The sequence below is a fragment of the Mucilaginibacter sp. NFX135 genome, from assembly GCF_048565145.1.
GTDB lineage: Bacteria > Bacteroidota > Bacteroidia > Sphingobacteriales > Sphingobacteriaceae > Mucilaginibacter.
In genome coordinates this window covers 822,443-836,203 of record NZ_CP183412.1, presented here as the reverse complement: position 1 = coordinate 836,203, position 13,761 = coordinate 822,443, and the positions used below count along the sequence as shown (strand labels likewise).

Genomic DNA, 13,761 nt, shown 5'->3' with positions numbered 1-13,761 from the left:
GGCAATTTCCTGTGGGCAAGTTGTCTGTGAGGACACAGACAACGGTGTCAAAAAAGCCATATACACTTTGTTGTAGAGATGCAAATATGCGTCTCTACGTGGAACTTACCCCAGCGCTTTGATCGGGCTGCCTGTCCATTCGGTTTCGGAAGCCAGGGTTTCGCCTTTCATCACCAGGGATAGGGGTTCCAGTTTTACATCGTCGCCTATCTCGCTATCGTACAAAACAATACTGCGTGCGCCTATGCTGCAACGGGCGCCTATTTTGATGCTGCCAACCTTCATTACCCGGTCCTCAAATAAGTGGGTCTGCGGGCCGCAGTCTTCGTTTAAAGCGGTATCATCACCAATAGAAACCATATCGTATTCGGTAATATCGGTGGTGTTGAGCCATACCCGTTTACCAATCTTCACGCCAAACAAACGCAGGGCCCAGGGTAAAAACGGAGTCCCTTTTAAAAATTCCAGCATAAAGGGAACAGCCAGGGCTTCGTAGGTTGTGGTGATGGCTTCGCTTCTCCAAACGCGATGCGTCCACATGGGGTTTTGCTCTTTTTTAAATCTGCCTATCACTACCCATTTTAAAGCCAGGGAGATGAGGAAGGCCGGAAGCCCCATATAGAAAAGATAATAGAATGGCACTTTGGGTATTTGTTCCACAATCTGTAAAACAGTACGTTCCTTGATCAGGTCATGGCAGTAAGCGATGAACAGTACGCTGCAGCAAATGATCACGGTTTCGGGCAGCAAGATGCGGAGGGTTTCGATCAGGCCGCGGGCTACTTTCCTTGACCATGATGGGTTGGTTGTAAGCGATGCCGAGTAGGTACCGCTATTCTGCCGGCGGGGCAAAGCGATGGCCGGCGAACCAAACCAGTCGCCACGGGGGTTATCCTGCTGTTGCTCGATGGTTGGCGGTACCGATAGTACACCTATCAGCATATTGTCACCCAGTTCATATCCCTGGGGAATCAAGGCGCTGTTACCAACAAAGCTGCTGTTGCCAATGGTGGTCTTTTTTAAGATGAGCCGTTGCGCACGGATATCTTCTTCGCCCAGGGTAACGGCATCCGCGATAAACGATTCGTTACCTATCTCGAGCATGGTATGGGTTACGTTACTGGCGGTAGAGATCTCGGTATTTTTACCAATTTTTGAGCCCAGCATCCGGAAGAAAAAGGAAACAAAAACCGTGGCGTAAATCGGGTGCAATACAATCAATGCGACAGATATCAATTGATCGGACAGCCATTTGCGCACATAGGTACTGCTGAAAACCGGGTATGTTCCGGGTTTGATGTTCCACAGCAGCAGGCGCGATAATAGCACGGTTTCAAACGCGTAAAGCAAAATATATACCAGGGTGAGCGCCGGTACGTGGATGAAATAACTAAAATCATAATCGCCGGTTTGCAGATCCAGGTAGTTCAACAGTCTAATCACAGGCAGCAATGGCACCAACACAACCGCCGGAAATATAATGAGCAGCAGCGTATACAAAAACCCGTAGGTTTTGATCTTGAGGAAAGGTGATTTAAGTGGCTGCGGTAACTCTTCGGGTTGCATTTGGTGCACCTTCTCTGCCGGACTGCCTTTCCACACTTCGTAAGCTTTGATGGTTTGGCCGCTTTGCAAATGGCTCAGGTCCTGCAGTTCACCCCAGTCCTCTACCACGGTATCGCCAGACAACACCGCGCCGCTGCCGATATAAGCATGGGCACCAATGCTGATCTTGCGAAATTTGATCAATCCGTTTTCAACAGATACGTTATCCAGCACTACACCCGAGCTCAGGCTCACATCACTGCCAATTTCCAGCAGATCATTAGCCCCAATAGTAATCGCGCTTATTTGCGCGTCTTTAGCCACGCGGGTACCCAGCATACGCAGGTATAAAGGGTAAAGCGGCGTGCCATTCATGAACTGTGCAGGGGCCAGTTGTGTTAGCCTGTTTACCAGCCAGTAACGGAAATAATAAGAACCCCATAAAGGGTGATCGCCTTCTTTAACCTTACCAAGCAATATCCATTTGGCGGCAATGCCCAGTAAAGATAAAAATGGCGGTATCAGGCAGTATAACAGCAAGGCCACTGCCAAACCGATGCCAGAATTATCCTGACCCGATTCTGTTTTGCTCACCACATAATAGTAGCCCAGGTAGGGCACAAATATTTGAACGGCAAACAAGCCGTATATAAACAACAGAGAGATAGCCTGTGCCAAACCGCACAGGAAATAACGCAAAGGGGGAATCTTATGAAAGATCTCCTTGTCTACCGTTTTCTTTTCGCGGGTTTTCTTTTCGGCAAGTTCCCAGGTATTGATGAGATTTTTTACCGGGCGACTGGTATAAATATCTTTTAATGAGGCATGTTGGATCCCGGCTTCTTTGCGCAGCCATGATGAAAATGTTGCGGCTAATAAGGAATGCCCGCCCAGGTCTGCGAAAAAGTCTGATTCAGGTGTAATATCTCTGCCAGGAAACAGGTGGTTTAAGCCTGCCATTACTTTTACCGCCAGCGGGTCATCAGCGCTGATATGAATTTCCTGCTGCTCTGGTACGTTTTGTAAAGCCTCGGGCACCGGCAGCGATTTACGATCTATCTTTCCGCTTGGCAGCCGGGGGAATTTATCCATCTGCATAACCACCAGTGGTACCATATAGGGCGGCAAAACTTCGGAGAGCCGGGTCCGGCTATGCTGCTGATCAAATGTTTGACCAGGCTTCAGCGTCACATAGCCCACCAGCTGATCTTGCCCTGTTGAATCTTTTTTGAGGGCAACCGCTGCTGTAGCCACTTCTTCAAGCTGGTTCAATCTTGATTCAATTTCGCCCAGCTCTATCCGGTAACCACGCAATTTAACCTGGTCGTCCAGACGGCCATGAAAATCGATCCGGCCATCGGGTTGCATCACCACAGCATCGCCGCTCAGATAAATACGGTCGCCGGCCAGTTCCATCAAGGTTGCCGGTTTAGTCAGAAATTTTTCGCGGGTAAGCTCAGGCCGGTTCACATAACCTTCGCTCACACCGGGGCCCGAGATAATGAGCTCGCCCTGTTGCCCGGTGGGCAGCAGGTTAAATTTATCGTCAATTACGGCCAGGTCATAGTTAGGTAACGGGCCACCGATGGTAATGGCATCACCGGGAACCAGCGGAACCATAGTAGTGGTTACCGTTGTTTCGGTAGGACCGTAACTATTGTAAAATATGTTTTTGCCGGGTTTGCTCCAGCGGTTTAATACAGCTGGGGTACAGGCTTCTCCACCCGCGTTAATGAGGCGCAGGGATGGTATATCATCATCCATAACAGCCAGCAAGCTGGGTACGGCATGCAGTATGGTAATTTGTTGTTGCTTTAATATGTCACTCAACTCATCGATAGATTTTGCCGTAGTGGCATCAGCTATCCATAAATTAGCGCCCGCAAAAAGGCTTATCCAGGTTTCTTCGCACCACATATCAAATGATACCGAAAAACCCTGGTATACTTTATCCTGCGGGGTTATCCCGAGCACACTTTGTTCCGAGCGGATGAGGTGGCAGATATGTTTATGGAGGATGGGAATGCCTTTGGGTTTACCCGTGCTGCCCGATGTATACAGCACATAGGCACGATCATCTGCATCCGGACCAATAGGCAACACATAGTCTCCATATTCGTCCTTAAATTCCGGAACGGCAAAAACAGGACAATCCAGCGCGGGTTGGGCATCACTGAAACAAGCGGCAGCCCCAATCTCCTGCAATACGATCTGCAACCTTTCCTCAGGCATTTCCCTGTCCAGCGGAACATAGGCTGCACCCGATTTTACAATTCCCAAAATAACGGCCTGCAGTTCGAGCCCTCGTGATTGCCATACCCCTATGGAATGGCCTTCGCCAATACCTTTTGAAGCAATAAAGGCAGCGATATAATTACTCCAGGAATCAAGCTGGGCGTAATTCAGTTGTCTGTTGCCAAAAATGAGGGCGGTATTTTGGGCATATTGTGATGCCGATGTCCTGAAGATGTCGGCAATGGTTTCGTTTTTAATAAAGTCAGGTCGTTCAGTCCCTTTTAGTAAGCTCTTGGCTATCATCATTTTGGTTAGGCCTATAATCGTTTTGTCTGCAAATTGGTAATGCAAACTTTGCCGACCAAATGTATTAAAAATGCGGGGTTGAAGAATTTAATAACAGATGATTTAACAATAGCATATTATTAATATTTCATCCCGGCTTCAACAGACGTGTATATGACTTTGTTTAGGTATAAACGTTTAAAACGGTTATTTTTTTTATCCTTCCGCGAGATTAGCACACGGTGTCGACTCACCCCGCCTAAGCTTCGCTGGGCGACCCTCTTTGCGCCGAAGGCGGAGAGAGGGATGTCGAGCGCAGTGATGACAGGGTGAGTCGACATTAGGCCATCATTCATCACTTTATTTTATTTATATTTACGAAACCTGCTATTCGAAAAATATTTAATGTTAAACCTAAAATGTTATTTAGCTCAGTTATCAATACCTCTCATGCTATTAGCGGCGATGAGGTATTAAAAATAATTTTATCCGTTATAGCCGGCAGTATCCTGGGGTTTGAGCGGGAGATAAGGGGTAAATCGGCAGGCTTCCGTACACTGGCGCTCATTTGCTTTGGCTCAACGGTATTTACCATTTGCTCCTACCTTTTAGGTGTCGACTCTAACCGCGACCGTATAGCCGCCAACATCATCACCGGCGTGGGTTTTTTAGGGGCGGGCGTTATATTTCGTAACAATGTGAGCGTTTCGGGCATTACCACCGCCGCTTCTATCTGGATAGCCGCCGCCATAGGCATGTTAATAGGTATTGGCGAATATGTACTGGCCGGAATATCATTGATATTATCATTATTTATACTCTATGCGCTTGATTTTATCCAGTTAAGGATAGATCTTCGTTTTCAGCACCGCGATTATAAGATCACCTTTAAGGATAAATATCCTTCGGCTGCTATTCAACAGCAAATCAAAACCCTGAACCTGCAGGTTACCAATTCCAAGCTGTTACGCTCCGGAGAGCAGGTGATCCTGGAAGTGCTGGTATCCGGTAAAGGGAAACAACTCGAGTTGTTTAATGAATGGCTGCTGGAGCAAAACATGGTCCAATCCTTTGAGTGGTAGCCCCTCATAAAAATCCTTTTTCATCTGCCCTGCATTATTTTTTATATTTTAAATGCTGCACAACATGGATACTATTATTGAAAGAATTAAAAAATTTAATGCTCCGCTGCTACCCGACAAAGTTCAACTAAAATATAAAGCGATGACCGAAAGCCCTTTTCGTTTTTTCAGGGGCACCTGCCATTTGTTTTATGAAGATTTCCAAGATCATTACTTTCTGAAAATGGTGTCGATCAAAAAGCATTTTTTTTGCATTTGACCAACAATCTTTATTTTTTTTCATTAAAAGCTTCCAACCGCAAACAAACGTTTGCGTGGTATAAAACAGGCAGCTTGAAATTATACTGGCAATTCTGAATAAAAGCGGCAATAGTATCGCAACTCACAAACAACCACACAGACCAAAAGCCTCCAGTGAAAACCGGGGGCTTTATAGCACCTTTTAAGGTAAGGATACTGTGTTATTTCTATGGTAATCTTAAGAATTCACTTCTTCTTTTTCGGTTGGTTGCCCCTTACCTGTAGTGATCAGGCTACTCAGGCTATTACTTATATAACCACACCAGGCATTTGAACAAGCACCATAGCATTCATATTGAGGTGTTAACCCCACGTGTGTAAAACGCAGTTCTGTTTTGTTGCCATATTCAGCAATCTCAAAAATAATTTGGGTACCCGTCCACTCACTTTTATCTTTTACAAAATTGAGGTTACTATCAGTTACAAACCAAACAACTTTTTTGCCGGGTATCAGCTGTATTAATTTTTGTTTGGAATAATGCACATCGCCAAAACGGACCTCAAATTCATCATTTAGCTTTTGTGAACCACCTTCCATGTTTTCTGTCCACCATCCACAAACGTTATTGATGGCGTCAAAAACTTCTTCCGGCGACTGGTCAACCGTAAAAACGATGGTATAATTTTGATCTCTCATTTTTTTCTCTCCTTATTTTATAACGCCGCACTCATTTCACGGGCTTTTTTTACAACTTCTTCTATTGGGTTAGGCTGGCCTTTCCCTTTAGTAATGAGGTCATACAAACTTTGGGTAACGTATGTCCCCCACGCGTTTGAACAAATATCATAACACTCATGTGCCGATTCAAGTCCAACATGTGTAAAGTGGATCTCTGTTTTATCGCCCTTACTGGTAATTTCAAAAACAACGTCTGTATCTATCCACTCGTTCTGATCCTTTACAAAATTAAAGTAGTTATGCAGCACATGCCAAACAACTTTTTTACCGGGTACTAATTCAGTGATCTGGAATGTGCAGGAGTGAAGGTCCTGATAATGGTAATAAAATACGGCGCCAAGCTTATCAGTATCGCCTTTAGTTTCTTCCGACCACCATCCGCGTACATTATTGATGGCATCGAAAGCTTGTGTTGGGGTTTGGTCTACCAAAATGGCAGTGTTGAAACTTTGATTTTTCATGATTTTCTATTGATTTATTTTTTGTTGGTTCTTTCATTAAGGAGGGTCTCTAAATTTTTCAATTTGCTGCCCCAGAACGCGTCGAAATACTCTAGCCATTTATGTAATTCGTTAAAGCCCTCCTGTTTCAGGATGCAATGCCGCTCCCTGCCAATATCCTGTATTGAAATAAAGCCAGCGTTGTACAGCACTTTAATATGCTTGGACACGGCGGGTCGGCTCATTTCAAAATTGTCGGCCAGGGCATTAATGGTTAAGCTATCTTTCGAGAGCAGGTATAACATTTGTCTCCGGCTCGGGTCGGCAATTACCTGGAATGCGTCAAGCCTGTGTTGTTCCATTTGCTGTTGCGTTAATTACTTTTAAAAGTTTTTGGATAAGCTCTAACCAGCCTTTTTCCATTGAATTGAACATAGACAGGAAGTTGTTTGTTCCCTCAAAACCGCGATGTATCAGTAGCAGTTCGGTGCCATTGTCTTTTTCTGTTAAAGTCCAGTTCACCACCGAGCGGGTTAACGTTCCGTCGCCCGGTCCAAAATCCCATGAATACGAAAGCTTTTTGAACGGAACGATCTCCAATACTTTGCAATGAAAAACGCCATCAAAATCCATATCAGGCATCGGGCTGGCATGGAAATTAAATTCATGCCCTATGGTGGGCTCAAAATCGTTTTTCATAAGCCATTGAGCAATTAACTCAGGCTTGGTGAGATATTCCCAAACCAGCTCAGGCGGATTAGGGTAAAAAAATTGGTGTTGAATGATCTTTGCCATAATGCGTAACTTTTAAGTTACCCAAAAGTATATGTAACTTCTGAGTTACGCAAATTTATTTTTACTTTTTTTTAAAAATTTATTTTTATGACATTTCTGTGCTGCCAGGAGCTTTATGCCTTTACGCGGGCGTCTATTTAAATAATACAGCAGGTGAAGAGGGGAATGCTGAACCAGGTTAGGAAGTGAATGGTCTTATTGTACACATACACTTCTTAACCATACGATCAGCGAAAATATAATTAAACCACCGAGTGCGGCAAGGCTCCCGGTGACGAGGAGGTGAGGATTACTATTGGACGAACACTGTTCAGAAAAATCCTCTAAAGAATGTTGTTGTTTGAGTTTGTCTTTCACGAACATGTCTACCTACTACTCTTTTATATAATTGGTAAGATCAGTTAAAAGTTTGAATTGAAAAAATTGTTTATTATTTAAAAGCTGCCGAAAAATCAGCTATACTATAGCCAGAACCAATCTCTGTTTTATCATCGTTTCCATTAGGAGAGATCGAAATTAATTTGCTTGCTCCTTTTTCGAAGCTTATAGCTTCGCTGTAATTGTTATTCGGATCCGGGTCATCCAGAAAAACATGGTCCATACTGGTGTAGGGTAACTCTTTTGTCCCGGCTTTATATACTTTTACATTATATTGCTTAGTAAGTAACTCTGTACTGATAAGCGGCTCTAATTCGACGAAATCCCCAAACACCCCGGTTACATTTTTCACTTCTTTTACGGAAGTATAAGTAATCTCATATGTATCGTTATTAACCGTATACTCAAAAATTTCAATATCCACCGGGCCTCCATAAAAATCTTTAAAGGGCGTACTGAACCTTAACCGTAAACCCATATTTTCTGGGTTTGTGACAGGAGTGAGCACTAAATTATTTGATAAAGTGGTGCCATCATAAAATATCTTTTTAACCTGGTTAAATGGACTTGCAGCTACTTCGATATTACCAACTGTTTTGCCATCCGCTTTTTTACGGACCTGAATCTTATCTCCTGGGGTAAAAAGGGCCCCGGTTTTACTTGTTGTGAATGCGTCATCAATCGCCTGCCCTAATATTTTATTATTAAACACAAACTCCAGTGTATCCGTCATCACATAACCCTTAATGGTAAGGTTAACCGGTTTACCTTGATTGGGATTGAGCAATTGCTCCTTTTTACACGCCAGTAAAAACAGCGCGAAAACTAAGATTAGGTATTTTAGTTTGATCATGAATTTTTTTTAATATGTACTATTCTTCAAAAAACCGGAGCATCAAATGATGCCCCGGTTGTAATAAAAAACTTATGCTAAGTTTTAGAAAGTAAATTTAGTCCAGGTAGCTAACCAGTTACCAGAAGCAGAAGTAATGGCACCACGAGTTTGTGCAGGGCCCAAATTAACCGCACCTGAATTATAGAACGGCTGAGTCATACCCCAGGTAGGAGCGGCAGTTGCAGTTGAAGTATTTAATACGCCTGAGGTGACAAATGCACCGGTACCCAATACTGAAGTTGCAGCAGTAAAGCCATGAACAGAAACATTGTTTAATGCTACCAGTGAAGCATTTGCGTCAACATCAGCTACGATACCTGTAGGATAACCGGTAAACAGTGAATTGTTTACAGTAGCCTCAGCACCACGACGGTTACGGAAAGCCCATTTAAGGCCTGGAGCAGTAATAGCTGGTGATAAAGTTGCAGCAGAAGTACCTATTACACTGAAATTTGACAATGTAGGGTGAGTTTTAGGTAATTTGCTAAAAGTTGCATCTTCTGCAGGTGCATTATTATCAGACTCGATACCATTTGAATCACTGGCACCGCTGCTGGCGCTATGAGTTGAGTAAGCATCAACTACACCGATAGCAAACTGGATAGTACCGGTAAAGCCGTTATCAAAATCAAACTGATCATCGTCATTTGCAAATGAGATCAGGAATTTAGGGCTTACTTTACCACCAAAAAACTCAAATCCGTCATCAAGACCATAAGAAGCCTGTACGTGATCGATAGTAGTACCGCTACCTACACCGCCTAAAGTTAAAGAGTTCACTTCAACATTTGGAGCTAATACATAGCCAGCAAACTCAATACGAACAAACTTTATTGTACCGCTGTTATCAGCATCATTGGTACCACCATAGTGAAATTTAGGATCATCAGCCAAACCTTCAATTAATTTATCACCTACGTTAATTACAGCGTTACCTAAAAGGATAACACCACCAAAATCACCAGGTTTTCCAACAGTAGCGTTATTACCATCTAACAAGTAACGACTGGTGAAAACGATAGGGTTGCTTGCAGTACCAACAGCATTAATTTTAGCGCCTTTGGCAATTACCAATACACCATTTTGAACACCTGCGGTATTTACAGTTGATTTGATGAAAGTACCTGCGTTGATAGTCAGGGTAGCGCCGCTTCTTACGGTAACAACACCGCTGATTTCCCAAACATGAGCCGCATCCCAGGTAGTGTTGGTAGTAATATCGCCACTTACAGTAGTTACCGGTAATGATGTAACTGAAGATGGGTAATCGGTAGCAGCAGTGCTACGGTTATCAAACGAAGCACCATTATTGGCTTCTTTTTTACAAGATGTTACTAAAATTCCTGCAGCCAGGCATAGGGCTACTAAAGATACTTTTTTCATTTTGTTGTTTTTTTGTTTTTCAGGGAGGCAGTTAATTTTTAACCCCCGTTATTCGGTTTACTTGGAATTCTCTGTAATTCAGCATAATAGCATCTCTTATTTTTCAAGATCAAAAAGAGAAGCTATTTTCAGACTTAATTTTTTATTATCTTTACGGCTGAACATAATTCACCTGTATCGATCTTCTGGTCTAAACCCTTGGCTTAGTAACAGGCATCCTTTCGGGTATTTTTATATTACTCTCAGGGTTCTTATCCTGGTTGTGCCGTTAGCGAGCAAGCTATTCGGTTTTTAAACGAAGGGTTTTGAGCACCCTTCGTTTTACTTTTTATAGCACAGCAGGATTTTATTTTTCCTTCATTTTTTAATTGTTTAACCATTATATATCTACATTCATGATGTATTCTCGTTGTTAAAAATTATAGATAAGTGATGTGCTGTAGGTACGGCCAAATTTCTGTTGAAACCTCACCTGGTCACCGTTTTCATATTTATTAGTAAAGCCAGGTTTTAAACGCATGCCTTTGCTTTTATCCGCGCCTCCATAATTGGGAATATTTTCATAACTGGCAGTGTTGCGATAAAACGTAGAAATATTATTAGTGAGATTACCCGCGTTGAACTTAATTTCTATTTTATTTTTCAGGAACCGGTAACTGATCTGAATATCCAGTTGCTCCCGTGGCTTTTCATACTCGATGGCGGTTGGGTCATCACTAACGATATAGGTTTTATAGCCCGATTTATTATATGCCGCGTTAAAACCTAAATGATTACCTATGTATTGTAAACCCACATTATACAAGTAAGGCGACTGCCCGTACATGGCCCGCTTTTGCTCAACAGGAACCTGCAGCTGAGGTTTGCCAACTTCCGGATTATCAACCGCATAGGTAGCCTGTACCCTTGATTTTTGCAGCGTAAGATTACCATAAGCAGTTATATTTTTCAGGATTCCCTCATCGGCTATAAAACCGAAGTTTTTACGAAGCTCGAACTCCAATCCATACACTTTTGCCCAATCCGCGCTTTGCAGGTAATAATTATCTGTGCCATTATAAAAATATGATAGTTCGGCAGGTTTATCAAAACGCTTATAAAAACCACCTACCGAGATGATCTCACCTAGGCCAGGGAACCATTCGGTTTTAAGGTCATAGCTATTGATGCGGGTACTGTACAGGCCTCTGTTACCATACAAACCATCCAGGTAAGCGCTATATCTGAAAAACGGGTTATTATCCATCAGCTCCGGCCTCACCACACTGCTGGAAACCGCCGCCCTTACATTCAATGACTGGATCGGGCTGTACGTTAAATTAGCCGAAGGAAGCCATTGCCAGCGCTTATCTGGTTTTACACTGAATACGCCTTTATCGCCTTTGATATTTGCCCCGTACTTGATCTCCGTATATTTATAATACTCGCCCCGTAAGCCCCATACTAATCTGAGCTTATCAAATATCCGGTTATCCAACATCACATAACCGGCGTGTGTTTGGCTTTTACCCTTATAACTATCTAAAAAAAAGGGTTGAATACCATAACTATATTTATCATAAGACAGGTTTTCCGGTTTAGATGCTTCACTTATTGGCTTGTATTTTAAGCTATCGGGGCCATTATAAGCCAGTACAGCAATCTGCCAGTCAAACTCCGCTTTTTTCTGAATGCCAAAATAACCCGTTTTTATACTGCTGCGGATACCTGCAAAAGTAAAAGGCAGGGTACCCGACACGTCCCAAGAATAGTGATGTTCTTTATTACTGAGATGCTGACGTGAGGTTTGTGATATCGTGGGTTCTGTAAGTGAGCCCCCCCCATAAAAATACTGATAGCTATTGCCTATTAAAACCGGGCCACTCGAAGCAATAGACACATTTTTTTCCTGCCGGCTTACCGAGGTTCTGGCAGCATCCCATTCAATTTTTACTTTACCCAGCTGGTGCTGCCCGCTCAGTTTATTTTGCAGCAAGGTAGTATAGGTGGGGGCATCTGCCTCCACAACCCGGTTTGGTGGTTCATTCGCCTTCACGGCACCAGGCCCATCCACGAGATTGTACCCGGCTATCCTTGTCAATGTATTATCATATACATGTGTATAGGTATTGCGCAAACTAAAGCGATTTTTACCCAGCTGCAAACCCACATTTAGCAAGGCGCCCAAAGTGGTGTTAAATACATAGGCGGCACCTGTATTCAAATCCGGACGCTGAATATTCCAGTCGCCTCTGGATTGATCATCTATAATATTAATATTTTGCGTATTACGATAGCTTATGGCGCCGGTAAAACCCAGCCTATTATTTCTGGTAGTGTCCAGCGTTAATAAACGGCCAATAGAAAACTGGTAGTTTTGTGAGGGGGCCGTTTTATATTTATACATAGTAAAATTATCATTCGTAAACCTTTTACTTTGATCAGTTACCTTTTTTTGATAATCGGCGTCAGAAAGTGCAGCGTTGGGCGCTGTATTTCTGTTAGTTTGTTCCAACCCGGTAGGCAAATCACGCCTGCCGTCGTCAAAACCGAAGTAATCATATTTCCCGCGTTTGTGGCTCAGGAAATCTTTACCGGTGCTTTGATCATTGTATGCCGCACCGGCAGTAAAACTTATAAAATTTTCGTTCGGGATATCCTTAGTATTCACCTGGATAAGTCCACCGCCAAAACTGGCATTCATATCAGGCGTGACCGTTTTGCTCACCACCACGTTATCAACCAAACTTGAGGGGATCATATCAAAAGAAAAATTGCGGCTCTGCGCCTCGGTGCTTGGCAGTACAGTTCCGTCCATCATGGCGGTATTATAGCGTTCGCCAATACCCCTAACCAATACAAACTTATTATCAATGGTACTTACACCACTGATCCGCTTTAAGCTTTCACCAATATTTTTATCTGGTGTACGCGCAAGCTGTTCGGCACTGATGCCATTACTAATTTCTGAAGCGTTTTTTTGGCGGATAAGCAGCCCATCAACCGATGCCTTACGGTAGCTGGCCGTTACCACTACTTCTTTTAAAGCAGAGCTTGCCGGTTTTAATGAGATGTTTAAAGAGGTATTCTTGTCCTCCGTTACCACCACTCCGCTGATCCGCATGGTTTGGTAGGATATATAAGTGATCTCCAGTGTATAAGTACCCGGAGCTACACTTAATATGTACTCGCCATTTACACTTGTTTGCGTACCGTTCCCGGTTTCAATTATTCTGACGGATGCTCCGGGAAGGGTTTCCCCTTTTTCGTCCAGCACTTTCCCGCTGATCTTGCCTGGTTTTATCGGTGCAGGTAGTTTATATAAGAGTACCGTGTGCTCATCGGCAAATTTGAACCCTACCCGGGTACCGGTCAGCACTTGTTTTAATACCTGGGTTAGGGTTACATCCTTTACATCAATATTAATACGACTGCCTTCATTAAAAATAGACTTGTTATAATTGATCACACAACCAGCCTTACTTTCTAATGCGGCGAGCCCATCTGGAATACTTACAGCTACTAATTTTAAACTGATGTTACCGGGAGCTCTTTCTTGTTTTAAAGCAGAACCAAATGTGTTGCCGGAAACATGGCAAAATAATAAGAACATGAACAGGATTGCCCTGTAGTTTAATCTGGAAAAATGCTTATTTACTTTTTTGTAAAAGCTTATATTCATAAGTTTACGACGATTTTTAATTTTCACGAGTTAAAAACTATTTCTTTGAAACCGTTCTGTTGACGCAGAGCGGTTTCGTATTT

At 43.1% G+C, this 13,761-nt stretch carries 10 protein-coding genes; 2 read left to right on the top strand and 8 right to left on the bottom strand.

Annotated elements, in window-relative coordinates; translation table 11 throughout:
* Positions 1-105 precede the first annotated feature (105 nt).
* Positions 106-4,086 carry a Pls/PosA family non-ribosomal peptide synthetase gene (locus ACNURT_RS03700; protein ID WP_419700599.1) on the bottom strand — a complete coding sequence of 1,327 codons (3,981 nt, stop codon included), beginning with the start codon at positions 4,084-4,086 and terminating at the stop codon, positions 106-108.
* A 398-nt stretch (positions 4,087-4,484) separates the two neighbouring features.
* On the opposite strand from ACNURT_RS03700, the gene ACNURT_RS03695 reads away from it, so the two are divergent.
* Together ACNURT_RS03695 and ACNURT_RS03690 are read left to right on the top strand one after the other, a co-directional pair.
* Positions 4,485-5,147 carry an MgtC/SapB family protein gene (locus ACNURT_RS03695; protein ID WP_419700598.1) on the top strand — a complete coding sequence of 221 codons (663 nt, stop codon included), beginning with the start codon at positions 4,485-4,487 and terminating at the stop codon, positions 5,145-5,147.
* 52 nt (positions 5,148-5,199) lie between these two features.
* A complete protein-coding gene (locus ACNURT_RS03690) occupies positions 5,200-5,406 on the top strand; it encodes a DUF2252 family protein (RefSeq protein WP_419700597.1) in 207 nt (68 codons plus the stop codon).
* 219 nt (positions 5,407-5,625) lie between these two features.
* Here the strand turns inward: ACNURT_RS03690 and ACNURT_RS03685 are convergent, their stop codons facing one another.
* The 7 genes from ACNURT_RS03685 to ACNURT_RS03655 all read right to left on the bottom strand — a co-directional run bounded on the left by ACNURT_RS03685 (position 5,626) and on the right by ACNURT_RS03655 (position 13,678).
* Positions 5,626-6,084 carry an SRPBCC family protein gene (locus ACNURT_RS03685; RefSeq protein WP_419700596.1) on the bottom strand — a complete coding sequence of 153 codons (459 nt, stop codon included), beginning with the start codon at positions 6,082-6,084 and terminating at the stop codon, positions 5,626-5,628.
* Between the two features lie 17 nt (positions 6,085-6,101).
* A complete protein-coding gene (locus ACNURT_RS03680; RefSeq protein ID WP_419700595.1) occupies positions 6,102-6,587 on the bottom strand; it encodes an SRPBCC family protein in 486 nt (161 codons plus the stop codon).
* Between the two features lie 14 nt (positions 6,588-6,601).
* The gene (locus ACNURT_RS03675; RefSeq protein WP_419700594.1) at positions 6,602-6,928 is read right to left on the bottom strand and encodes an ArsR/SmtB family transcription factor; all 327 of its coding nucleotides are present in this window, start codon (positions 6,926-6,928) and stop codon (positions 6,602-6,604) included.
* The gene (locus ACNURT_RS03670) at positions 6,909-7,361 is read right to left on the bottom strand and encodes an SRPBCC family protein (protein ID WP_419700593.1); all 453 of its coding nucleotides are present in this window, start codon (positions 7,359-7,361) and stop codon (positions 6,909-6,911) included. Before ACNURT_RS03670 ends, ACNURT_RS03675 begins: the two co-directional genes overlap by 20 nt.
* Positions 7,362-7,791: 430 nt before the next feature.
* Positions 7,792-8,592, bottom strand: coding sequence for a hypothetical protein (locus ACNURT_RS03665; protein ID WP_419700592.1), 801 nt, complete (start codon positions 8,590-8,592; stop codon positions 7,792-7,794).
* 84 nt (positions 8,593-8,676) lie between these two features.
* Positions 8,677-10,017, bottom strand: coding sequence for a hypothetical protein (locus ACNURT_RS03660; RefSeq protein WP_419700591.1), 1,341 nt, complete (start codon positions 10,015-10,017; stop codon positions 8,677-8,679).
* 412 nt (positions 10,018-10,429) lie between these two features.
* Positions 10,430-13,678: a TonB-dependent receptor domain-containing protein gene (locus ACNURT_RS03655; RefSeq protein WP_419700590.1), complete on the bottom strand. Its 3,249-nt coding sequence runs from the start codon at positions 13,676-13,678 to the stop codon at positions 10,430-10,432.
* Positions 13,679-13,761: the final 83 nt, after the last annotated feature.

Bases quoted from the DNA above. Each gene is read 5' to 3' on its own strand.
- ACNURT_RS03700 (WP_419700599.1), bottom strand. From the start codon at position 4,086: ATGATGATAGCCAAGAGCTTACTAAAAGGGACTGAACGACCTGACTTT.
- ACNURT_RS03695 (WP_419700598.1), top strand. From the start codon at position 4,485: ATGTTATTTAGCTCAGTTATCAATACCTCTCATGCTATTAGCGGCGAT.
- ACNURT_RS03690 (WP_419700597.1), top strand. From the start codon at position 5,200: ATGCTGCACAACATGGATACTATTATTGAAAGAATTAAAAAATTTAAT.
- ACNURT_RS03685 (WP_419700596.1), bottom strand. From the start codon at position 6,084: ATGAGAGATCAAAATTATACCATCGTTTTTACGGTTGACCAGTCGCCG.
- ACNURT_RS03680 (WP_419700595.1), bottom strand. From the start codon at position 6,587: ATGAAAAATCAAAGTTTCAACACTGCCATTTTGGTAGACCAAACCCCA.
- ACNURT_RS03675 (WP_419700594.1), bottom strand. From the start codon at position 6,928: ATGGAACAACACAGGCTTGACGCATTCCAGGTAATTGCCGACCCGAGC.
- ACNURT_RS03670 (WP_419700593.1), bottom strand. From the start codon at position 7,361: ATGGCAAAGATCATTCAACACCAATTTTTTTACCCTAATCCGCCTGAG.
- ACNURT_RS03665 (WP_419700592.1), bottom strand. From the start codon at position 8,592: ATGATCAAACTAAAATACCTAATCTTAGTTTTCGCGCTGTTTTTACTG.
- ACNURT_RS03660 (WP_419700591.1), bottom strand. From the start codon at position 10,017: ATGAAAAAAGTATCTTTAGTAGCCCTATGCCTGGCTGCAGGAATTTTA.
- ACNURT_RS03655 (WP_419700590.1), bottom strand. From the start codon at position 13,678: ATGAATATAAGCTTTTACAAAAAAGTAAATAAGCATTTTTCCAGATTA.